General features: G+C 70.2%; 21 protein-coding genes. 5 read left to right on the plus strand and 16 right to left on the minus strand.

Annotated features, from left to right (window positions below; translation table 11 throughout):
• Positions 1–6: 6 nt before the first annotated feature.
• Entirely contained in the window at positions 7–1,590 is a 1,584-nt protein-coding gene (locus tag OHN74_RS00835) for a sugar ABC transporter ATP-binding protein (protein ID WP_327692540.1), read from the plus strand.
• Between the two features lie 98 nt (positions 1,591–1,688).
• A complete protein-coding gene (locus tag OHN74_RS00840; RefSeq protein WP_327692541.1) occupies positions 1,689–2,618 on the plus strand; it encodes an ABC transporter permease in 930 nt (309 codons plus the stop codon).
• A gap of 157 nt (positions 2,619–2,775) precedes the next feature.
• On the opposite strand, the gene OHN74_RS00845 is transcribed toward OHN74_RS00840, so the two are convergent.
• Positions 2,776–3,270 (minus strand): MarR family winged helix-turn-helix transcriptional regulator, encoded by a 495-nt coding sequence (locus tag OHN74_RS00845; protein WP_327692542.1) that lies wholly within the window; start codon positions 3,268–3,270, stop codon positions 2,776–2,778.
• 139 nt (positions 3,271–3,409) lie between these two features.
• Here OHN74_RS00845 and OHN74_RS00850 point away from each other — a divergent pair, with 139 nt between their 5' ends.
• Positions 3,410–4,753, plus strand: a complete 1,344-nt coding sequence (locus OHN74_RS00850) for an aminomethyl transferase family protein (protein WP_327692543.1) — start codon at positions 3,410–3,412, stop codon at positions 4,751–4,753.
• A 291-nt stretch (positions 4,754–5,044) separates the two neighbouring features.
• A complete protein-coding gene (locus OHN74_RS00855) occupies positions 5,045–5,956 on the plus strand; it encodes a LysR family transcriptional regulator (protein ID WP_327692544.1) in 912 nt (303 codons plus the stop codon).
• A gap of 123 nt (positions 5,957–6,079) precedes the next feature.
• Here OHN74_RS00855 and OHN74_RS00860 read toward each other — a convergent pair whose 3' ends face one another.
• The 6 genes from OHN74_RS00860 to OHN74_RS00885 all read right to left on the minus strand — a co-directional run bounded on the left by OHN74_RS00860 (position 6,080) and on the right by OHN74_RS00885 (position 14,072).
• Complete coding sequence (locus OHN74_RS00860; RefSeq protein ID WP_327692545.1) at positions 6,080–7,441, minus strand: aminomethyl transferase family protein; 1,362 nt, start codon at positions 7,439–7,441, stop codon at positions 6,080–6,082.
• Positions 7,442–7,541: 100 nt separating this feature from the next.
• Positions 7,542–8,618 carry an Ldh family oxidoreductase gene (locus tag OHN74_RS00865; protein WP_327692546.1) on the minus strand — a complete coding sequence of 359 codons (1,077 nt, stop codon included), beginning with the start codon at positions 8,616–8,618 and terminating at the stop codon, positions 7,542–7,544.
• A 34-nt stretch (positions 8,619–8,652) separates the two neighbouring features.
• Positions 8,653–10,362, minus strand: coding sequence for a thiamine pyrophosphate-dependent enzyme (locus tag OHN74_RS00870; RefSeq protein ID WP_327692547.1), 1,710 nt, complete (start codon positions 10,360–10,362; stop codon positions 8,653–8,655).
• Between the two features lie 13 nt (positions 10,363–10,375).
• Positions 10,376–11,236, minus strand: a complete 861-nt coding sequence (locus tag OHN74_RS00875) for an amidohydrolase family protein (protein ID WP_327692548.1) — start codon at positions 11,234–11,236, stop codon at positions 10,376–10,378.
• 159 nt (positions 11,237–11,395) lie between these two features.
• Positions 11,396–12,613, minus strand: coding sequence for an L-2-hydroxyglutarate oxidase (gene lhgO, locus OHN74_RS00880; protein ID WP_327692549.1), 1,218 nt, complete (start codon positions 12,611–12,613; stop codon positions 11,396–11,398).
• The gene (locus OHN74_RS00885; protein WP_327692550.1) at positions 12,606–14,072 is read right to left on the minus strand and encodes an aldehyde dehydrogenase family protein; all 1,467 of its coding nucleotides are present in this window, start codon (positions 14,070–14,072) and stop codon (positions 12,606–12,608) included. Before OHN74_RS00885 ends, lhgO begins: the two co-directional genes overlap by 8 nt.
• A 230-nt stretch (positions 14,073–14,302) precedes the next feature.
• Here OHN74_RS00885 and OHN74_RS00890 point away from each other — a divergent pair, with 230 nt between their 5' ends.
• Entirely contained in the window at positions 14,303–14,590 is a 288-nt protein-coding gene (locus OHN74_RS00890) for a putative quinol monooxygenase (RefSeq protein WP_327692551.1), read from the plus strand.
• Between the two features lie 36 nt (positions 14,591–14,626).
• On the opposite strand, the gene OHN74_RS00895 is transcribed toward OHN74_RS00890, so the two are convergent.
• The 9 genes from OHN74_RS00895 to OHN74_RS00935 all read right to left on the minus strand — a co-directional run bounded on the left by OHN74_RS00895 (position 14,627) and on the right by OHN74_RS00935 (position 22,294).
• Positions 14,627–15,658 (minus strand): methionine synthase II (cobalamin-independent)-like protein, encoded by a 1,032-nt coding sequence (locus OHN74_RS00895; RefSeq protein WP_327692552.1) that lies wholly within the window; start codon positions 15,656–15,658, stop codon positions 14,627–14,629.
• Between the two features lie 3 nt (positions 15,659–15,661).
• On the minus strand, positions 15,662–16,141 hold the full coding sequence (locus tag OHN74_RS00900; protein ID WP_327692553.1) for a GlcG/HbpS family heme-binding protein: 480 nt from the start codon (positions 16,139–16,141) through the stop codon (positions 15,662–15,664).
• Entirely contained in the window at positions 16,138–16,941 is an 804-nt protein-coding gene (locus OHN74_RS00905; protein WP_327692555.1) for an alpha/beta fold hydrolase, read from the minus strand. The genes OHN74_RS00900 and OHN74_RS00905 overlap by 4 nt, the downstream gene beginning before the upstream one ends.
• A gap of 26 nt (positions 16,942–16,967) precedes the next feature.
• Positions 16,968–17,339, minus strand: a complete 372-nt coding sequence (locus OHN74_RS00910) for a VOC family protein (protein ID WP_327692556.1) — start codon at positions 17,337–17,339, stop codon at positions 16,968–16,970.
• Positions 17,336–18,106: a fumarylacetoacetate hydrolase family protein gene (locus OHN74_RS00915; protein WP_327692557.1), complete on the minus strand. Its 771-nt coding sequence runs from the start codon at positions 18,104–18,106 to the stop codon at positions 17,336–17,338. Before OHN74_RS00915 ends, OHN74_RS00910 begins: the two co-directional genes overlap by 4 nt.
• Complete coding sequence (locus OHN74_RS00920; RefSeq protein WP_327692558.1) at positions 18,103–19,551, minus strand: NAD-dependent succinate-semialdehyde dehydrogenase; 1,449 nt, start codon at positions 19,549–19,551, stop codon at positions 18,103–18,105. Before OHN74_RS00920 ends, OHN74_RS00915 begins: the two co-directional genes overlap by 4 nt.
• A 29-nt stretch (positions 19,552–19,580) precedes the next feature.
• Positions 19,581–20,501: a VOC family protein gene (locus tag OHN74_RS00925; RefSeq protein WP_327692559.1), complete on the minus strand. Its 921-nt coding sequence runs from the start codon at positions 20,499–20,501 to the stop codon at positions 19,581–19,583.
• 182 nt (positions 20,502–20,683) lie between these two features.
• Positions 20,684–21,595, minus strand: coding sequence for a LysR family transcriptional regulator (locus OHN74_RS00930; RefSeq protein WP_327692560.1), 912 nt, complete (start codon positions 21,593–21,595; stop codon positions 20,684–20,686).
• 99 nt (positions 21,596–21,694) lie between these two features.
• Complete coding sequence (locus OHN74_RS00935) at positions 21,695–22,294, minus strand: carboxymuconolactone decarboxylase family protein (protein ID WP_443060326.1); 600 nt, start codon at positions 22,292–22,294, stop codon at positions 21,695–21,697.
• Between the last annotated feature and the right edge of the window lie 183 nt (positions 22,295–22,477).

Consider the following 22,477-nt stretch of genomic DNA (forward strand, 5'->3'; position numbering starts at 1 on the left):
CACGCCATGAACACTGTTTCCCGGGCCCACCCACCGGACGCGGAACGGCCCCAGCGCCTCGAAGTGGCAGGGCTGTCCAAGACGTTCGGCTCGACACGGGCGCTCAGCGACGTCCGGCTGCGGGTCGCCCACGGAGAGCTGCACGGGCTCGTGGGCCAGAACGGATGCGGGAAGTCCACCCTCGTCAAGATCCTCACGGGTGTGCACTCTCCCGATCCGGGAGCGTCCGTGACCGTGGACGGGCTGCGTCTGGACCTGCCGATCCGCCCGCTGCGGCAACGGGCCGCGGGAGTCTCGGTCGTCCATCAGAATCTCGGCCTGGTCGACGACTTGACGGTCTGGGAGAACGTGCGGCTGGGCCACTACCGCGCGGGCCGTCTCTCCCGGCGGATCAACCGCCGGGAGGAACAACGGGCGGCGCAGCAGGTGCTCGCCGGGCTGGGCCACCCGCTCGACGCCGACCGGAAGGCCGGTTCGCTCTCGGCCCAGGATCGAGCCGTGGTCGCCATCGCCCGGGCGGTGCAGGACCATCCACCCGGCAGCGGACTGATCATCTTCGACGAGTCGACACGGGCCCTGGGCAGATCGGCGCGGACCCGTTTCTTCGAGATGGTCCGGTCCCTCGTCGCGGAGGGCACCTCGGTGCTGCTGATCTCCCACCAGTTGGAGGAGATCGTCGAGGTGACCGACCGGGTCACCGTCCTGCGTGACGGCACGGTGATCGAGGGGGGCCTGCCCACCCGCGAGGTGGACGAGACCTCGCTCACGCGCATGATGCTCGGACGCCACCTCGTCACCCAAGGCCCGCGGGCGAGCCACGCCCAGAGCCGGCCCGCGGCCTCCGTGCGGGGCCTCTCGGTCGGCGCGGTGAACGGCCTCGACCTCGCAGTCCGGCGCGGCGAGATCGTCGGCCTGACGGGTCTGGTCGGATCGGGGTTCGTGGAGGTGGCCGAGGCACTGGCGGGCGCACGCACAGCTCGCGCCGGCACCCTGTCCCTACGCGGGCACGACCTGGCCCTGGACCGTGGGCGGGGCAGCTCCGGGCCGTTCGTGCGGGCGGGGGTGGCGTTCGTGCCCGAACGCCGTCTGGAGTCGGGGCTGGCCGGTGAGCTCTCGGTGGCCGAGAACCTGACTCTGCCCCGGGTGGGCCGGCGCGGCGGCCCACTGCGGATCGGCGCGGCGTGGCAGGCCGAGGTGACCGCCGCGATGATCACGAAACTCGATATCCGACCGCCCGACCCCCACGCACCGGTCCACACGCTGAGCGGCGGCAACCAGCAGAAGGTACTGCTGGCCAAGTGGCTGGCCGACGCACCCGAGCTGCTCGTGCTGAACGAACCGACGCAGGCAGTCGACGTCGGCGCCCGCCACGACATCATCGAGGCGGTCCGGGCCGCCGCGCGCGACGGCTGCGCGGTCGTCATCGCCTCGATCGACCCGACCGACCTCGCGGTGCTGTGCGACAGGGTGCTGGTCTTCCGGGACGGCCAGGTCACCAGGGAACTCACCGGCGATCTGGAACAGGACACCGTCGTGCGCGCCGTCTTCGACGACGACGCAAGGCCTCAGGGAAAGGAACAGGCCGACTGATGGACGTCGCCCGCCGGAAAGATCTCGCCCCTCCCCCACCCGCGCCGCAAGCGGCGCACGGCGCGAAGCAGGTATCGGCCTCCGCCCAGGTCCGGCGCGTGGCATCGCGCTACGCGGTGATCGGTGTCTGGGCAGTCATGATCGCGGTGTACACGGTCGCGGAGCCAGGGCTGTTCCTGACCGAGGGGACCTTCCAGACCATCTTCGGCTCCCAGCAGGCCCTGGTGTTCCTGACCATGGCGCTGCTGTGCACCATCTGTGTCGGGGAGTTCGTGGACCTGTCCGTTCCGGCGGTCTTCGGGTTCTCCGCCACCGTCCTGCCCGTTCTTGTCGTCGACCACGGGTGGGGAGTGTGGCCGGCGGCGGCCGTCGCCCTCCTGGGCGCGATCGCCGTCGGCGCGGTCAACGGGCTGCTCGTCGTCGTGGTCGGGGTCAACACCATCGTGGCGACGCTGGGAATGGGCACCCTGTTGGGAGGCATCAGCCTCTGGATGTCGCATCTCAACACGGTCAGCGGTCTGCCGACCGGGTTCGGCAGGTTCGCGCTGTACCCCGTGGCCGGCCTGCCGGTCTCGTTCTTCTACGGTGTGGTGCTGGTGGCCGGATTCGCCTACGTCCTCGCCTTCACCCCGCTGGGCCGCCACATCCGCTTCGTCGGAGCCAACCGGGAGGTCAGCCGGCTCTCGGGCATCCACGTGAACCGGATCCGCCTCGGCTCCTTCATCGCCTCCGGCGCCATGTGCGGCGTCGGTGCGGTCATCGCCGTCGCGGCCCTGGGCGGTTACAACCCGACCACGTCCGACACCCTGCTCCTCCCGACGTTCGCGTCCGTCTTCCTCGGCACCGCGGTACTCCAGCCGGGGCGCTTCAACCCGGTAGGCACGTTCGTCGGCATCTACTTTCTGGCGACCGGGATCCTCGGACTCCAACTGCTGGGCCTGGAAGCCTGGGTCTCCTCCGTCTTCTACGGAGGTGTCCTCATAGCAGCGGTCACCATCGCGACCGTGCTGCGCCGCCGAACCACGTGACCGACGCGCGCTGCGAACCGACCGGCACCGTCGTCGTCGACGACGAGCCGGGCAGCGGTTCTGAGGGTCCCGTGCGCCCGCGTGTCGCCCGGGGCCGGTTTCGCCGCGCGCGCCACGGCAACGCAGGTCTTCGGCAGTGCCGGCGGCGGCGCGTCCGTCAGGGTGTGGTGCCGGCCAGGGGCCACATCGCGGCGCCGGCCGGGTCCTCGCCGTCCAGCGCGACGGTCAGCTCCCGGAGCCGTCCGAGGACCTCGTCCTTGCCGTCGCCCAGCATCGCCGTCAGGACGCCGTCGATCCGGGCCATGCGTGCGCGGCCGTCCACGACACCGGCGAGACCGGTCTCGGTGAGCTCGTGGAGGATGACGCGCTTGTGCACGGGGTGCGGCAGCCGCCGGACCCACCCGATGCGCTCCAACTGGGAGAGGGCCGTGGTCACGCTCTGCGGTGTGATGTGGAAGCGGCGCGCGAGGTCCGACGCGGAGAGCAGGCCGAGTTCGTCGAGGTGGACGGCGAGTCCGAGCTGGGTCACCGTGACCCCGAGCCCGTCGAGTGCGGTGTCGACGCGGCGGTGCACCGCCTGCTGGGCCCGCCAGAGCACATGGGGCAGCCCGTGCTCCCACGCGAATCCCACTTCGCCCGTTGCCAACGACATGGTCGCCCTCCGTTCCGAGTGAAGCCATTATCGGTGCGGAATATTGTTTCAGACATCTTAAAACTTTTCAGATGACTGATATAGCCTGACGCTCACGCGGACAACGAGGCCGTGCGAGTCGCAGTGCGGAAGGAATGCCATGCCCAGTCTCGAAGAAGAGATCAACAAGGCGGGAGGGCCGCTCGCCCTCCTCCGACAGGGGCGCTCCGGGGCGTACCCGTTCCCCATCAGGGCGGAGTTCAGCAACTGGCGCGACGAGCAGGAGGCGTGGCGCAGCACCGCGGCGCTGATGGACCTGTCGCACCACATGACGGACCTCGTCGTAGAGGGCCCCGACACCTACCAGTTGCTCGAACACCTCGGGGCGAACAGTTTCCAGGGCTTCGGCCCCGGCAGCGCCAAGCAGCTCATCACGGTCCGGCCCGACGGCTACATGATCGGCGACTGCATCCTGTTCTGCGTCGGCGACCGCCACGTCCGGATCGTCGGCCGCCCGCCGGCCCTCAACTGGGTCCAGTTCAACGCGGTCACCGGCGGCTGGGACGTCACCGTCCGCCGCGACGAGCGCACCGTGAACAACCCGAAGGGCCGGGAGCTCTTCCGGCTCCAGTTGCAGGGCCCGCACGCCGAGGCGATCTTCGAGAAGGTCAACGGCGGCCCGATGCCGGACATCCCGTTCTTCACGATGGGACGCTTCAACGTCGGCCCACACCGGGTCACCGCGCTCAACCACCGGATGTCCGGCTTCCCCGGCTACGAGTTCACCGGACCGTACGCGGACATCGAGGCGGTGAGCGGCATCATCCTGGAGGCCGGTGCGGAGTACGGCGTGCGCCAGGTCGGCGCCCGCGCGTACGCCTCGGTCGCCACCGAGTCCGGCTGGATCGCCAACACCCTGCCGGCGACCTACACCGGTGATGACATGAAGGCGTTCCGCGAGTGGCATTCGGCGCGCTCGTTCGAGGGCAACCTAGCGCTCGGCGGCAGCCTGGTCTCCGACCGGATCGAGGACTACTACAGCACCCCGTGGGACCTCGGCTACGGTCACGTCATCAAGTTCGACCACGACTTCGTCGGGCGCGAGGGACTTGAGGCGATCAAGGACCAGCCGCACCGCCGCAAGGCCTGGGTGCTCTGGGACCGCGACGACGTCGCGAAGATCTTCGCGAGCATGTACGAGAAGGAGGACCGGCGCTTCAAGTACATCGAGATGCCCGCCGCGTTCTACACGGCCTGCCAGTTCGACCGGGTGGAGAAGGACGGCGAACTCGTCGGAGCGGCGATGCTCACCTCGTACTCCGCGAACGTGCGCGGCTGGATCTCGCTCGGCACCATCGATCCGGCCGCGGCGGCCGGCGATCGGGTGGAGATCGTGTGGGGCGAACCGAACGGCGGGTCGCCGAACCCGGCTGTCGAGCGCCACTCCCAGACCCGGGTGCGCGGAACGGTCATGGCGCGCCCGTTCCCGACGAAGAAGCACTGACTCGGCCGTGACCCGCAGCGTCTGCCCGACGAGGAGGGCGACGCCTGCCGGGAAGGGCACCAGACCCGTCGCGCGACCTGTGGTGAGGCGCGTCGCACCACAGGTCGCGCGACGGGTCCCGGGGAAACGCAGCGCGACGCCGAAGCCACTCGGAACTCAGGGCTCCCACCTCTCGCGGGAATGCCGGGGCCTCTGCTAGCCTCCAACTAGATCGTTCTAGTAGCGACCAGCACATCTCATGTCGGACACGGCCTGAGGGAGACCCGAGCCGTGGCCCGCTGGAGGATTCCCATGGACCGCATGCTCCTGATGCGCAGCTTCGTCACCGTCGCACGGCTCGGCAGTTTCAACGGGGCCGCCCGAACGCTGAACTCGTCCGGCTCGCTCGTCTCACGACATGTCGCGGAACTGGAGCGGCAGATCGGTGTCCGGCTCGTCAACCGCACCGCCCGTTCCATCAGCCTGACCGAACAGGGCCTGCGCTACTGCGAGTTCGCCGCCCGGATCCTTGCCGAGATCGAGGCGGAGGAGGCCCGGATCGGACAGCAGCACGACCGGGCGGAAGGCCAGCTGAGTGTCGTCTGCCCCAAGTGGATAGGGAGTCTGGACGTCGGCGACGCGATCGCCGCGTTCGCCGCCGCGCATCCCAGGATCGCCGTCCGGTTCGAGCTGGGAGGCCTCTCGGAGCGCACCTACGACTTCCTGGACAGCGGCTTCGACGTCGCCCTGCACACCCGGGACCTGCGGGACTCCCGGGTGCACCTCAAGAAGATCGCGTCTCTCCCCTTCACCCTGTGCGCGTCCGAGGAGTACGTGAAGCGCCACAGTTCCCTCGCCCACCCCAGCGACCTGGCCGCACATGACTGCCTCGTGCATGTCAACGAGCCGGTCTGGCGTCTCGGGCAGGGGTCCACCTCCAGCCTGCACAAGATCCGCAACGTGGCCTTCTCCTCCAACTCGTACATCGCTCTGCAGAAGGCCGCCGTCCAGGGGCGCGGCATCGCCCTGCTCCCCCAGCGGTCGGCCTACGAGGACCTGGTTTCCGGGGCACTCCTGGCCCAGCTCCCCTCGGTCCCCGTCCCCGAGCGCCCGCTGTTCGCGGTCTACGGCCCCGGACAGACCGTGCCGCGGAAGACCGTAGCCCTGCTGGAGTTCCTCACCCGCTGGTTCAGGGAGAACCCGATTCCCGTGCTGGCGACCTGAGGCAACCGCGCCCGCAAGAGTCCTCTCGGTGACGGTCAGCCGGTCAGTGGTCCGACTGGTGTGCGCGTGGACGCGGCGCGCCGCGTGAGGGGCCACGGCGACGCTCGTCCACGGAAACCCCGACTACAGCGCGGAGACGTCCGTTCGCCGCCTGTCGGGCTTGAAGGGGAGTGCGGCCACCGTCGCCCGGATCTCGCGCTGCGAGGTTCCCGGCCTCCCCCACACCACCACCACCTCGGTCCCGGGCTCCGCGTGGGCCGGGTCGATCCCGCACAGGGAGATGGTCGACCGCAGGTTCACGCTGACCGTCCGGCCCGTGGAGGCGCCGACAAGCCGTCCCCCGACGAGAACCTGGTCGAAGACCGGGCCGCGCCCCCGGGGCAGTTCCATGGCGTCGGGCAGGTCGCCTCCGCCCATCGTCGCGGCAAGGACACCCGTGACGTCGGAGGTGTTCCAGCGCAGGCCGACGAGCGTCCTGTACGGCTCCCCCTTGGCGGCGTCCGCCACCAGCGCGTCGCGGCCCAGGAAGTCGCGGTCGGGGACGCCCTTGCGGAAGCCCCAGCCCAGTTCGGCCGGCTTGCGGAAGTAGTCGGTGACGCCGTTCTCCGGTACGAAGCTGCCTCCGGGAAAGGCCATCCTGAACTGCCTGGGCACGGCGGGGGTCACGACGGACGAGGCAACGTAGTCGAGGCCGTTCGTGGCGATGCCCGCCTCGATGTGCTGAACGGGCTGGGACCGGAAACCGAGCTGACGGATCCCGAACTGCCCTCCGCTCTCGACCGCGGCGGACCAGATCTCGTTGGCATGTCCGGCCGGGCCGTGCAGTTCGTAGCCGAGTTCGCCGGAGATGCCCGTACGGAGGATGCGTACGGGGATGCCGGCGACGCTGGACATCCGGCTCCGGCAGAAGGCGATGTCGCGCAGGCTCTCCCCGGTCAGCTTCTCCATCGTGTCCAGGGCCGCCGGACCCTGGATGCCGAAGATGAACAGCTCGGGGCTGACGTCCTGGATCTCCGCGTCCCAGCTCCCCTGGCTCAGCTGCCACAGCAGCCAGTCCCCGCTGCCGGCCGTGTAGAGGAACTCCTCCTCGCCCAGGTGGCACAGGACCCCCTCGGACGCCACCCAGCCGTTCTCGTCGAGCTGGACGTGATGCTTGATCTGTCCGACCTCGAAGCGGGACAGGTCCCGCATGCCGTGCCAGGCGAGGAAGGCTCGCGCCTGGCTCCCCCGGACGACGAGCTTGTGCAGCGGCGACCAGTCGCCTATGTAGCAGGAAGCGACGTGCGCGATGCTCTCGTCGATCCAGCCGGAGTACTCAAGAGGCAGCAGGGTCTGGGCGAAGTGACCGTAGGCCTGCAGGTTGTTGCTCACGGCCTGGGCCGACGCGGCAGGGCTGAAGTAGGCCGGCCGCTCCGCGACGAAGGGGGCGTCCTTCAGTCGCAGGACCGCCTCGTAGGTGGCGCGCTGGACTTCGGTGATGTCCACGGGTGATCCTCCCGCTCATGGGGCTTGGTCTGTCGGGCTGTGGGGCCATGGACCCGCAGGGCGGTCCAGACCATCTGGAATGTGCGAGTACTTCCGCCGCTCACACGTCCGGCGTGGTCTCCGGTGGGGTGATGCCGAACCTGGCCGCGCTCTCCGTCAGTTCGCGCCAGACCTTCGGCGCCACCGGTACCCCCTGCGCGGCCCGCTGCCCGGCCACGCCGGCACTGCGCTCCCCGGGGTAGTACACGCCGTCCGCGCCGTCGGCGACCGGGAGCCCTTTGAGGGTGCCGAGGGTGGCGTCGGCGTCCGCGGTGAAGGTGCCGGGGTCGCCGAAGGCCGCTGGGGCGAGGGCGATGAGCAGGGCGTTCTGGCGGTGCTTGCGGCCCTTCGGGTCGTCCGAGTGGAACGCGGAGAAGATCGGCGCGCCGACCAGCACGCTGGTGAGCAGCTCAAAGGCCAGGGACATGCCGGAACCCTTGGCGCCGCCCAGCGGAAGGGGCATGACCGCCTTCTCCGGGTCGGTGGTCGGCGTGCCGTCCTCCGTTGCGGCGGCGCCCTCGGGCAGCGGGGTACCGCTCGCCCTGGCCTGGCGGATCTTGCCGAGCGCGATGGTCGCGGTGGCCATGTCGAGCAGCAGCGGGGCGTGGTCCCGGGCGGGTACGGCGATGGCGAGCGGGCTGGTGGCCACGGCGGCGCCCTTGACGCCGGTGTAGCCCATGTTGGGCATGCCGGCGACGAACCCGAGGCCGACCAGGCCCTGTTCGGCGATCTTCGAGACGTAGTAGCCGATAGCGCCGGTGTGCACGGTCTGCCGTACGCCCACGGAGGCGATCCCGGTCTCCCGGGCCCGCCGCACCGCTTCCTCGGCAGCCATGGTGAGGGCCACCGGACCGGGGGCGCGGTCGGCGTCGAGGACGGCGGTGGCGGGCGTGCTGGACTCGACCCGGATGCGCGGCCGGGCGTTGGCCACGCCCTTGGCGAGCAGTTCCAGGTAGGCGGTGACGCGCCCGACGCCGTGGGAGTCCACGCCGCGCAGCGAGGCCCAGACGAACACGTCGGCGGTGGTGCGGGCGTGCTCGGGGCTGAGCCCGCCGTTTTCGAGCAGCTCGGCGGCGAAGGTGCGCAGGTCCTCGGCCGAGACCCGGACTTTGCCCGGCTTGGGGGGTGTGTCGGTCATGACGGTGGAAGCCTCCTGTGTCAGAGGTCTGCGGTCAGCGGGTGACGAGGACGTCGACGACGGCGGTGGTGCCGTCCGCCACGGCCTTGAGCGCGCGCTCCAGGGCGGGACCGAGGGAGTCGGGGGCGTCGACGGTCTCGGTGTGCAGGCCGAACGGCTCGGCGAACGCCGCCAGGCGCGGCAGCCGGTGCAGGTCGGTGCCCAGCCACTCGCCGGTCTCGGCCGCCGCGCCCTCGGGGTAGAACCTGCGGTGGTTGAGGTTCATCGACTTGTAGACGCGGTTGTTGAACACCACGATCAGCAGCGGGAGTTGATACGTCCTGGACGCGTCGTACGACGGGATCACCGGGTTGTAGGCGAAGGCGCCGTCGCCGATGGTGAGCACCACGGGGCGCTCCCGGGCGGCGAGTTTGACGCCGAGGGCGACCGCGATGCCCTGGCCGAGGCCGCCCTGCACGTAGAAGTACGAGTCGGGGGCGTCGGTCCGCAGGTGGCGCTTGACCACGCGGCTGTGGGTGATGGTCTCGTCGACGACGATGCCGTCCCGCCCGTCGAGGAGCGTGCGCAGGGTCGCGGCGACGAGCACCGGGTCGATGCCCTCGGCCCGCGCCGCTCCCGCCTCGGCGGCGGCGATCGCGGCCTGCTCGTCGGCGTGCCGTTCCTCCTGCGCCGAGCGCCGGGCGGTGACGGCCGCCACGTCCAGGCCTGTGGCCCGCTTGGCGAGCTGGCGCAGCGTGTTGGCGACGTCGCCCTCCAGGTACCGGTCGGCGAACAGCACCTGGTAGACGACGTGCGGACGCTGCGGGACCCCGTCGATGACGACGACCTGTGCCTTCGCGGGGCGCCTGCTGGGCGGGTAGAACGGGGCCCGGCAGTTGACCAGGAGGATCAGGTCCGCCTCGTGCAGCCAGGATCCGATGTCGCTGCCCGCGTGCAGCGGATGGGCGCGAGGGAAGTTCCCGCAGACCGCCGAGTCGGGCTCGACGACCGGGATGCTCCAGGCCTCGGCGAAGGCGAGAAGTGCCTCGAAGCCGCCGTCCTCGCGGCCCGCGGTCTCCGTGACAACCACGGGGTTGGTGGCCTCGCGGATCATCTGGGCGACGGCGTCGACCTCGTCGGGCGAACTGTGCGTGGAGCCCGGCGCGACGACGGGCTTCGCCTCGCGGCCGTCCCACTCCTCGAGAAGGGTCTCCAGCGGGATGTTCAGGTACACCGGTCCCGCCGGGGCCCGCCAGGCCAGTTCCGCGGCCCGGGTGATCATCGTGGGCAGGGTGTGGACGCTGGCGGCCTCGGTGGACCACTTGGTGAACGGCTGGGCCACGCCCTGCGGGCCGCCCACGATGGACAGGTTGCGGTACCACTGTCCGCCCGGGTCCGGCCCGGGTCCGTCGCCGTACGTGGTCGACTCCGAGGAGGCGACCACCATCGGTACTCCGGCCAGGAGTGCGCCGTGCACGGCCATGGAGCCCTGGAGCAGGCCGGGGGCCGCGTGCAGCAGAACCCCCTGCGGGCGGCGTCTGACGAGTCCGTAGCCGGTGGCCATGCCCACGGCCACCGTCTCGTGGGTGAGGTCCAGGTACCGCGGGGCGCTCTCGCCGTCGCGGTGACGGCGGGCCAGCGACTCCCAGACGGGGGCCCACTCGGACCCCGACGCGCAGAAGAGGTGGTCGGCGCCGACGGCGTCGAAGGCGGATACGAAGGCATCACCGCCGTCAATGCCCGGTGTATTGCCGGTGTCTGTCATGGCGTGTGGTTCCTCAGCCCTCGACCGGCCAGTTGAGGACCTCGGAGATGCCGCGGCCCATGATCCATTCGAGCTCTTCGGGCGTGAAGTCCCAGTGCTTGGTGAACTGCTCGATCGTGTCGGTGTAGGTGATGCCGTGGCCGAGCAGCCGGGTGATGTCGGTGCCGTAGAAGCAGCGCTGCGGGCCCATCCTGTCGACCATCTCGCGCACGTACTTCTGGATGTTGTTGTTCGGGAAGGGCTGGGTGGAGTAGCCCGGCAGGGCCGAGACCTTGACGTAGATGTTCGGGTGGACGGCCAGGTCGGCGGTCTCCTGGACCCAGTAGCCGATCGCGTCGTCGACGCAGCGGGCCATGATGCCCATGTGGTCGATGATGATCTTCAGCTCGGGATGCTTGGCGGCGATCTCGCCGAGCTCGCGCTTCCAGATCGGGGCGTGGACCATCGTCGGGATGCGCAGTTCCTCGGCGATCGGCCAGTACCACTCGTTGGTGCCGTCGATCATCCAGTTGCGGTCGATCGGCCGGTGGAAGGTCAGCCGCGTGCCCTTGACGTGCGGGTTCTGCGCGAAGTCCGCGAGCATGGCCTTGCCCTCTTCGGGCTTGTTCTGCGGGATGCGCGCCATGATGCCGAAGCGGTCGGGGTGCGCCTCGCATGCCTTCAGGGCGTAGTCGATGCGGTCGCCCTCCCAGGACGGCGGCAGGATCAGCGCGCGGTTGACGCCGGCCTCGTCCATGAGCTCCAGGGCCTCCTCGTAGGAGAAGGGGTCCTCACGGTGGCCGTTCAGCCGGATCCGCTCACGCGCGCCCGGGACCCAGGGGCGGTCCGGGGTCTCCTCCAGCCAAATGTGGATCTGGGTGTCGACGACGAACATGTCCCGAACCTCTTTCTCTACACGGGAGTGGGATGGGGGTGGGGATGGAGGGTGGGGGGTACGAAGGAACGCTAGGCGGGCCTCGCGTCCTTGCGGAGTCCCCAAAGGCGCAAGCTGTTCTTGCGGGAAAGTGCGCTGTGAGCAGGGCGTTCCCCGAATTCACGGGCGCCTGGTCGCGGGCGCGTCCTCGAAGGCGGCGTGCACGATGTGCTCGGCGATCGCCATGGAGGCCGTGGCCGCCGGCGAGGGGGCGTTGCGTACGGCGGTGACACGGCCCGCCCGGTGGATGCGGAAGTCGTCCACGAGGGTGCCGTCGCGGTCCAGTGCCTGGGCGCGGACGCCCGCTCCGCCCCGTACGACGTCCTGGACGCCGACGCCGGGGACGTACAGCCTGGCGTCCCTCATGAAGGCCGTCCGGGAGAACGAGCCGCGGTACTCCCGGATGCCGGTACGCCAGTGCCGGGCGGCCATCCGCCAGGTGCCGGGGTAGGCGGCGAGGCCGATGAGGTCCTTCGGTGAGACACGGGTGCGGGTGTAGCCCTCCCGGGCCAGCGCGAGGACCGCGTTGGGGCCGACCTCCACCGAGCCGTCGACGCGGGGCGTGAAGTGCACGCCGAGGAAGGGGTAGCGCGGATCCGGGACCGGGTAGACCAGACCGCGGACCAGGTCGGTCCTCCCGGGCCTGAGCAGCAGGTACTCGCCCCGGAACGGGACGATCCGCGGCTCCCGTCCGTCCAGGGCCAGTCTCGCCACCACGTCCGACTGCAGGCCCGCGCACAGGATCAGCCGGTCCACCCGGACACGCTCCCGCGCGGAGGCCACCTCGATGCCGCCGGGTACGTCGGTGATGCCGGTGACCGGGAAGCCGAGCCTCACCTCGCCGCCGGAGCCGGTCACGTCCTGGGCGAAGGAGCGGGCGATCGCCGGGTAGTCGGTGATCGCGGTGCGCGGGGAGTGCAGGGCGGCGACTCCGCCCACGTTCGGCTCCAGCTCGCGGATCTCCTCCTGGGAGATCCTCCTCAGATCGGGTACGTGGTTGTTCCTGGCCCGCTCGTAGAGGCTGTTCATGCGGCCGAGTTCGTCGTCGCGGACGGCGACGACCAGCTTGCCGATCTCCTGGTACGGCAACCGGCGGTCCTGGCAGTACTCACGCAGCAGGGACACGCCCCGGACCGTCAGGCCGGCCTTCAGACTGCCAGGGGCGTAGTAGATGCCTGCGTGGACGACGCCCGAGTTGTGGCCGGTCTGGTGGAGCGCGACCTCCCTCTCCTTCTCGAAGACCAAGACCCGGGTGCCGGGCCGCCTCAGGGCGATCTCGCGGGCCGTGGCCAGTCCCACGATCCCGGCCCCGACGACGCCCACGGTCTCGTCAGGCACCGGTCTGCTCCGGAGTACCGAAGTGGACGGCCACCGTCTTGACGCGGGTGGAGAACCGCAGGACCTCGTCGCCCTGCTCCTTGTACGCCGTGCCGGAGTCGCGGAACCCGCCGAAGGGCAGGTGCACGTCCCAGCCGGTGGTGGTCGTGTTGACGGCGACCTGCCCGCACTCGGCCTCGTCCGCGAAGCGGTACGCGCGGGCGAGGTCGCGGGTGAAGACGGCGGCGGCCAGCCCGAAGCCGGAGTCGTTGACGGCCTCGACGGCGGAGGTGAAGTCGTCGACCTCACGGACGGCGAGGACCGGGCCGAAGACCTCCTCGCGCCAGACGGCCGTATCGGGGGTGACACCGGCGAGCACGGTCGGCCGCACGTAGCAGCCGTGCACGCGCTCACCCTCGGTGTCCGCACGGCCGCCGGTGAGGACGGTGGCGCCCTGCTCGACCGCGCGTCCGATGTCGGCGAGGACGGAGTCCCGGTGCCTGGGGCTGGACAGCGGGCACAGGGTGGTCGCCGGATCGCTGCCCGGCCCGACCTTCAGCGTCTCGACCTCGGCGACCAGCAGCCGGGTGAACTCCGCGTACACGGGCCGCTCGACGATCACCCTGCTGGTGGCGGTGCAGCGTTGTCCGGCCTGGCCGAAGGCTGCGGCGACTACGGCCTTCGCGGCGGTCGGCAGGTCGGCGTCGGCCAGGACGACGGAGGCGTTCTTGCCGCCGAGCTCGCCCTGGAAGCGGACGTTGCGGTCGGCGAGGCGGCGCCGGATGCGGTTTCCGACGGAGTTGGAGCCGGTGAAGGTGACGCCGGCGATCCGCGGGTCGTCCAGGAGCGCCTCCTCGATCTCGGCAGTACGGCCCGTCACGACGTTCAGCACACCAGCGGGCAGTCCGGCGTCGTGCAGGGCGCGCGCGAAGTGCAGTCCGGAGACAGGGGTCTCGGTGGCGGGCTTGAACACGGCCGCGTTACCGGCGGCCAGGAGCGGGGCGAGCTTGCGGGCCGGGGTGATCAGAGGGTCGTTCCACGGGCTGATCACGAGGATCACGCCGATCGGCTCGCGCTGGGTGTGCGTACGGTGGTTCGGGCGTACGTCGTGCAGGAGGGTGCCGTAGCCCTGGCGCGCCAGCCCGGCGTAGTACTCCAGGAAGTCGGCGGCCTTCAGGGTCTCGCCCCGGGCCTCGGCCAGGGTCTTGCCGTTCTCGGCGGTGACGTCGGCCGCGACGGCGTCGGCCCGCTCGCGGATCAACCGGGCCGCGTCGGTCATGATCCGGGACCGCTCGAAGGGGCTGGTCCGCTTCCAGACGGCGAAGCCGCGCGCCGCGTGGTCGTAGGCCCGGGTGACGTCCTTGGCGGCGAGGGCGGGGACGCGGACGATCGGGGTGCGGACGTCGGCCGGGTCGTGGACGTCGATCCACTCCCCGGTCGTGACCCACTCCCCGCCGGAGAGGATTTCCACCGTGCGCATGAAAGTTCACTTCCTTCGTCCGCCGCGATGACGCGGGCTGTACCTCACAACGGCCATGCGGGCCGGATGCGACAAAACACCATGTGGGAGCGGGCCACCAGCCCCTCCGGGGCACTCAATGCTTGCGCCGTGCGCGGGGTCGGCGGGCACCTGATCCGTGCTGGAATCTGCGGGCCGGACGGCATGTGCGACGCCGCCGGGACCCGTGACACAGCCGAGGAGACACAGACATGGCCTGCACAGTCATCGCCCACTACCGCTGCGCGCCCACCGACGAGGCCACGGTCCGGGCCGCGCTGCTGAAGGCTCAGGAGGCGACCCGTACCGAGCCGGCCAACCTCATGTACGAGGTACACACCGTGACCGGTGAGCCCGGCGGTTTCCTCCTCTACGAGCGATACACCGATCAGGCCGGATTCGAGGCCCACAAGGCGGCCGAGCACTTCCAGGAGCTGATCGTGAAGACGACGTGGCCGCTCCTGACGGATCGGTCGGTGACGTTCGCCGAGTCGATCTGAACCGGTAGGGGGCCGGGATCCCCGGCCCCTCCCCCGTCAGAACTCGTTGCCCCAGACGTAGCGGGCGACCGTCTCCACCAGCACGATCTTCCCGTGCTGTGCCTCCGCACTCAGCAGCGGCCGGTCCGCCACGTCGGCGAAGCCCCGGGACGGCGACACGGCCGCGTCCTCCAGGTCCTTGAACTCGCCGACCGCGTCGATCCTGGCCATCACCGTGTCGAGGTCCTCCAGCTGCGGCACGGTCGCGTCCACGACGCCCAGGCACACGTCCCGGTCCTCGGGCAGCGCCCTGACGAGGTCGAGTTCGGCCGCCGTCCCCTGGTCGAACGGCAGGACCCAGCGGTCGGCCGCGATCGCGCCGTACAGCCTTTCGGCGCGGGCCATGTCCACCGCCACGGGCGCCGCCCAGCCGGGTGCCACACCGATCCGTACACCCTCCTGGCGCTTGCCCGGCCGTACCGCCAGCGCGTCGACGGCCAGCGCGTCCTCGAAGGACAGCGCGCCCGGGTCGGCCGGGTCGGTGGCCAACTGGGCCAGCAGGAGCGGGTTGTTGAGCTGGATCAGACGGACTCCCCTGGTGACCAGCAGCTCGATCTCCGCGTGGATGATCTCCGCGAGTGCCTCGCCCAGCTCACGGGCGGAGGCCGGGCCGAGGCCGGGCCTGAACGTGGTGGCGGCGAGGTACGCGGGAGAGGGCAGCGACGCCTTCGGAGCGATCACCGTCAGCTCGGCGAGGCGCGCCGCCCAGTCCGCGAGCAGCGGGCCGTCGGCCTTGGGCAGCGACTCCGCCACCCAGCGAGTGAGTCCGTCGGCGCCCGTCTCGTCCGTACGGCGGAAGCCGGAGACGGCGTCGAGGACGGCGCTGCGGAAGTCCTCGCGCGGGAAGTCGCCGTCGGTGACGACGGTGGAGCGCAGCCTGCGCTGGTACGCCACGGCCTCCTGGACGGCCCGGAGCTCTGCGTCCAGCAGTGCCTGCGGGTCGCCGCCCGAGGTGCGGGCAGCGGTCAGCTCGGCGGGGCGGACCAGGCTGCCGTGGTGGTCGATCCGGTAGTTGAACGTATCCGCCATGGCTCAGACGTCCTTTCCGGGCGTGGCCAGTGTGCCCGCGACGCCCCAGGCGGCGAACTCCAGCTCGTAGCCGAGGGATTCGAGGACCTCGTCGGCGATCTGCTGGTCCTCGTCCGCGGTGCCGCCAGCGATGCCGAGGCCGCCGATGATCTCGCCGTCCTTCTTGATGGTGACGCTGCCCTCGGTGGCCATGATCGGCAGGGCCGCGCCGGGGAGCTGGGAGAGCTGGGAGAAGAAGACGGGCTGGGTCTCCTGCCACTTCTTCAGCATCCTGCCGGGCCGTTGCATCACGGCGGCGGTGTAGGCCTTGGCGCGGGCGATGTCGGGGGTGAGCGGACGGGCCCCGTCCGCGCGGCGGACGCTGATGACGAAGCCGCCCGTGTCCACGACGGCGACGCTCACCGCCTTTCCGCCGGACAGGGCGTGCTTCAGGGCCGCGTCGACGATCGCGTCGGCGGCGTCCAGGGTGAGGCGGCTGGTCATGCTGCTTCCTTAGGTGCGGTGAGGGTGCGGCGCAGGTGGGCGACGGCCGCGTTGTACCGGTCGGGGACCTCCCAGTACATGGAGTGCGGGGCGCCGGTGACGATCTCCAGGCGCGAGCCGGGCAGCAGCTCGTGGGCGCGGGTCACGGTCTTCACGCTGAGGACCGCGTCCTTCTCGCCGGCCAGGAAGGCAACCGAGACGCCCGCGTCCTGGATGTCCTCCAGGGTCGGGCCGCCGGTGTCGAGGTTGCGCAGGTCGGCCATCTTCGCGACGTTGAAGGTGCCCATCTGCTGGAAGAGGAAGGTGAGATCGGCCCGCTCCCGCTGGAACCGCCGGGTGAGCAGGCGGTCGATGACGGGGAGTTTGACGGCCTCGGCCCGGTCGGCGGCGGCGAGCTCCTTGAGTTCGGGGTGGCTGATGCCGCCCAGGGAGTGTCCGAGGACGACCGAGCCGACCCGTTCGGGGCGCAGCAGGGCGGCGCGGAGCGCGGCGACGGAGCCGATGGACTGGCCGACGAGCATCACATCGGTCAGGTCTTCGTGGTCGAGGACGGCGACGATGTCTCCGGGGAAGTCCTGCCCGTCGAACTCGGGCCTCGACGAGCCCGGAGGGGTGGGTGCGTCGGAGTTGCCGAAGCCGCGCAGGTCCACGGTGACGACCGTGAACTCGTCGCGCAGGGCGGCCACTTGCTGCCACCAGGCGGCATGATGCCCGCCGCTGCCGTGCACGAACAGAATCGCCGGACCGCTGCCGTGGCGCTCGTAGTAGAGGGAGGTGCCGTCGGAGTCGGCAATAGGCATGAGAGTGAACTCCTGTACAGGCGATGTCAGTTGGGGCGTTTGCCGTGCCAGACCAGTTCGATCATGGTGTGGTCGGGGTCGTGGATGTAGCAGAACTTGGACTGGTTCTCCGGGCGTTGGATGGGGCGGGTGTGCCGGATGCCCAGCTCCTGGAGATGGGCGAGGAAGTCGTCCCAGTCGTCGACCTCCACGGCGAAGTGGTAGGGCGCCATACGCTCCATCTCCTCGACCGGGGTGAAGTGCAGGTCGAAGTTGCCCCGGGTCATCAGCACCACGCGGGTGTTGGACTTGGGCATGATCCGCTTCATCCCGAAGACCTGGGTGTACCAGGCGGCGGTCCGGTCGGGATCGGTGGTGGGAAAGTTGACGTGGTGGATGTAGCGGGGCTCACTGCTCATGACTGGCTTCCTTCGAGTAGTACGGGGTTGGACAGCACACCGATGCCGCTGATCTCGACGTCGACGGTGTCCCCGGGGGCGATTTGGCACGTGGACTCGGCGCCCATCCACAGCACGTCGCCCGGATGCACGGTGATGTGCCGGGTGATCTCGACGAGGTGGTCGAAGGGGTCGAACACCATGTCCCCGGTGGGGAATTCGGCGCGGACCTCGCCGTTGAGGCGAAGCGTGGTGGTCTGCGCGAGGGCGTCGACGTCGGTCTCGATCCAGGGCCCCATGGGCTTGAACGTGTCGCTGTTCTTGCTGCGCCAGAACGAACGGTCCTGGTGCTGCCAGGTGCGGGCGCTGACGTCGTTGCCGATGGTCCAGCCGAAGACCGACCCGCGCGCTTCCTCGTACGTCGCGTGCCGCAGCGTCCGGCCGACGACGGCGACGAGTTCGGGCTCGGCCTCGAACCGCCCTTCCACCTCCGCGGGCTTGACGATCGGCGAACGATGGCCGGTGAGCGCGTTGTTGGCCCGGTAGCCGACCTCGGGGCGGTCCGGAACCGCGGCACCGGCGTGCGCGATGTGCCGCGGATAGTTCAAGCCGACGGCGTAGAACACGGGCGGGACGACGGGCGGCAGCCAGACGGCAGAGTCGCGCTGGACAGTACCGAGGACATCCGGGTCACCGTCGATCGGCGAGCCGGAAAGCAGCTCGACATCCGTCTCCCGCACCCGGCCCCACACCGCGCGCCCGCCCACCGAGACTCGCGCGTACCTCATGGCGCCAGCAAGTGGGAGACCCTCTTGGTGACCAGGTAGGCGTCCAGCGCCTCCGGGCCGCCCTCACGGCCGTAGCCACTGTCCTTGACGCCGCCGGAGGGCGCCTCGTGGACGGAGCCGCCGCAGTGGTTGATCGACAGGATCCCGGCCTCCAGCTCGGCCGACAGCCTCTCGGCGGTCGCCGCGGAGTCGGTGAACCCGTAAGCGGCCAGGCCGTACGACAGTGCGTTCGCCGTCCGCAGTGCCTCGTCGAGGCCGGTGAACGAAACGATGGGCGCGATCGGGCCGAACGGCTCCTCGTGGAGGAGTTCCGCGTCCTCGGGCACCTCGGTCAGGACGGTCGGTGCGAAGAAGTACCCGGGGCGGTCAAGGCGTTCGCCGCCGGTGAGGATCTTGGCGCCCCGGGCGACGGCGTCGGCGGTGAGCCGTTCCAGGGACTTCAGCCGGCGCTCGTTGGCCAGCGGCCCCATGGTGGTGCCCTCCGTCAGGCCGTCCCCGACGACGAGGGATTCGGCGGCCTTCACGAACTCGGCGGTGAACTCCTCGGCGAGGCTGTCGTGGACGAGGAAGCGGCTCGGTGAGGTGCAGACCTGGCCGGCGTTGAGGAACTTCGCCCGGGCGGCCCTGCGCGCGGCCTTCACGGGGTCGGCGTCCGCGCAGACGATCACCGGGGCATGGCCGCCCAGCTCCATCAGGGAGGGCTTCATCACCTTGCCGGCCTCGGCGGCGAGGAGCTTGCCGACGGTCACGGAGCCGGTGAAGGCGACCAGGCGGGTGACCGGCGAGGCGATCAGGTGTGCGGAGACCTCGGCCGGCTCGCCGAACACGAGGTTCAGCGCCCCGGCCGGGACTCCGGCGTCCGCGAAGCAGCGCACCAGCTCCATCGCGGTGGCCGGGGTCTCCTCCGAGGCCTTGATGACGATCGAGCAACCGGCGGCCAGGGCCGAGGAGATCTTCCGCATCGGCCCGCCCGCCGGGAAGTTCCACGGCACGAAGGCGGCGACGGGTCCGACGGGTTCGCGGCGCACGGTGAGCAAGGTGCCGGGTTCGGAGGGAATGACCCGGCCGTAGGCGCGCCGGGCGTCGTCGGCGTGCCAGCGCAGCGTGTCCGCGACCCGCCGGGCCTCGCCGGTCGCCTCGGCCAGCGGCTTGCCCTGCTCCAGGGTCATGGTCCGGCCGACCTCGGCGGCACGCCCGGTGAGCAGGTCGGCGGCGGCGTGCAGGATCGCGGTGCGCCGGGCGACGGGGGTGCCGCGCCACACTCTGAATCCCTCGGCTGCGGCATCGAGGGCGCGGTCGAGGTCGGCGGTGGTGGCGAGCGGTACCTCGCCGATCGTCTCCCCGGTGGCCGGGTTCACGATCGGGGCGGTACGTCCGGCTCCGCCCTGGCACCACTCGCCCGCTATGTACATGCGGACGGCGGGGTAGCCGTGGTCGGTGGTCATGGCTGGATGCCCTCTCAGGCTTGGGGGATTCAGGAGGCGGAGGCGTCCTGCTGATCGCGGTTGGTGCGCAGCGCCCAGATGTGGTGGGGCGGGGCGGCCTCGTGCACGCGCGTTCCGTACGAGTCGTCGACGCGGTCCATGTCGGCGGCGTACTCGACCCGGCCGCCGCAGGGGGCGTGCAGGAAGCGGAAGACGTTGGAGCCGACGGTGTGCCGACCGAGCCGGCGTGCTTCCCGCCAGCCTTTGTCGATCATGTGGTTGCCGCCCTCGACGACATCGTCGAAGCCCGGTACCTCGTAGGCGATGTGGTTGATCCCCGCCCGGTCGGGACGGTGGCACAGCAGCATGGTGTGCTGGTCCTCGTCGCCCGGGGCCTGCATGAACACGCCCATGGGCTCGACCACGTCGGTGGGCCGGAAGCCGAGGCGCTCGGTGTAGAACGCGAACGCCTCCTCCCTGCCCTCCTTCGGGATGTTCAGCGCCACATGACACATGCGCAGCGGGCGCACCCGGGTGATCGGCTCCAGGACGGTGTTCCAGCGGTCAACACTGCCCAGCGTGTTGGCGGGCCGCGGTGTGACGGACGCCGGCTTCGGCCGGGCCAGGGTCAGACCCACCCCGAAGCCGGTCCCATCGACGGTGTGGTGGACGCCGTCGGCGCTCGCTCGGACCGTGCGGTCGCGCCCCGCCTCGGCGACCAGCCGATGGAGCTCCTGCCCGGTGTCGACGCCCCACACCACCTCGCGCAGAGTGGGGCCGTCCTCGACCGGGGGCGGCAGCGACGGGCCGGGGCGGGTGTCCAGGTGCAGGCTCTGCCCGGTGAGTGTCTCGAACACCGCGTGCTCGTCGGTCCTCTCGACGAGGAACAGGCCGAAGTCGTCGAAGAACCGGACGCAGGTGCCGAGGTCGTCCACACCGTAGGTGACCGATTCGATTCTCTGGATTCCCATGGATTCCTCGCTTCGTCGCAGCTCACGCTGCGGGTCTCATTCGGTCACCGGCCCTCGGCTGCCGGTGTCGGTGATCGTAAAATCGCGGCTCGGGCGACCTCAATAGATTCGCGACGCAGGCATCGCAAACGTTTCTTGCACAATCTGTCGGCCGGCCGGAGCCATGGCCTGGCCCGGTCTGCTCACCTGCTGATGGCCGGTATCGGATTTCCGGAGAACCACTCGGTCAGGAAGTCGAGGAAAACGGTGACTTTCCGCGGACTGGCCTGACCGGGTCCGTGGATCGCGTACAGCGGGCGGTCGGGTACGGAGAGCCCGGGAAGCAGGACCTCCAGCGCACCGGACATGAGGTCGTCGTAGACCGGCCGCTGTGGGAGCAGGGCGATGCCGCGTCCGTGCACGGCCGCCTTCTGCAGGGCCAGGTAGGAGTTCGACGAGAACGCCGCGTTGTGGATCTTGTGCAGGGTGGAGGCGGGGCCGTGCCCGATGCGCCAGACGGGGTCGTTGACGTGCACGAGGCAGTCATGGCCGGCGAGGCCGTGGGGCTCGGTGAGCGGCCCCTTGCGGTCCAGGTATTCCTTCGACGCGCACAGCACGAAGGGCAACGAGGCGATTTTCTTCAGCCGGACGCTGGAGTCCCGCAGATCTCGGGTGTGGAAGGCGATGTCGAATCCACTGTCCAGAAAATCGTAGGTCCGGTCGGACATTCCGCCGAGTTCGAAGCGGACGTGAATCTTGGGATGAGCCACGGAAAATGCGGCGATGGCATCCCCTAGATCCAGGCTTCCGATCCATTTGGGACAGATGATGCTCAACGCCCCCTCGGCACGATCGTGAAGCTGGGCGATCCCGGCGTCCTCGGCGTCGATCTCGTCCAGGATGCGTGCGGCGAATTCGGCGTACCGGTGGCCCGGTTCGGTCAGGCTGACCGATCGGGCCGTGCGATTGACCAGGCGGACACCCACATGTCTTTCCAGTTCGGCGACATGCCGGGACACCAGCGAGCCGGAGGAGCCCAGTCTCTTGGCTGCTCCGCTGAAGCTGCCGACCTGCGCGACGGTGACGAAGCTGTGCATGAGAAGCAGACGATCCATGTTTCCTCCCGGGGTGCTTCCTCCCCGCTCACGCGATGCCGGTGGGACACAGCTGCACGTCCCTGGGCATGCGGACCCGATTCGGGCCGACGGATACCGCTACGGGCGCTGTCGCGGCCGGTCTCCGCCGGGGACCACGCGCTCGAAGCCTCGGATGTCCGGGAAGGGAGGCTCGCGGTCGGGCTGGAGATCGACTTGGAAGGTGTTCAGGCACATGCCGAGCATGGTGAAGTTGCCCAGCGCACCGATGGTGTCGACCAGCCCCTTGGATCCGAAGTGCTCCAGGGCGGCGGCGAAGGTGGCGTCGGAGACGAAGTGCCGGTCGAGTACTTCGTGGCAGAACCGGTAGAAGGCCTGGTCGGCCTCATTGCCGAAGACCGCTTCGCGCCCCTCGGCGATGGCCTTGACCGCGCCCTCCGGAATGCCGGCCGCGATCGCCTGGTGCGCATGGGCGTTCCAGGAGTACTGCGCGTCCCAGTTCCGCGCGGCCATCAGAAGCGCGAGTTCGCGCAGATGCTCGGGCAGGCTGCAGTCGAAGCGGGCGAAGGCGCCGAGGGACTCGGCACGTTCACACATCTCCGGGCTGTGCAGCCAGACCCGGAACGGACCGCGGACGGCACCACGACGGCCTGCGATCCGGGCGGCCAGTTCCTGCTGACGCTCGGTCATTTCCTCTTCGGTGAGAACGGGGAGCCTCATGAGGCGATACCTGCCTTTTCTTCCCGGCACGTTGCGGGCGCTCACAGATGCGGAACGCGACGCCGCGGGGTGCCAGGTGACCGTACAGCCGGGTCCGGGGTCGCCGACCCCTCCAGAAGCGCAAGGTAAAGCTGCACGCCAGAGGGCATCCAATCACCGGGCGGCGCCCTAGTGTCGACCGAC

The organism is Streptomyces sp. NBC_00459 (assembly GCF_036013955.1).
GTDB lineage: Bacteria > Actinomycetota > Actinomycetes > Streptomycetales > Streptomycetaceae > Streptomyces.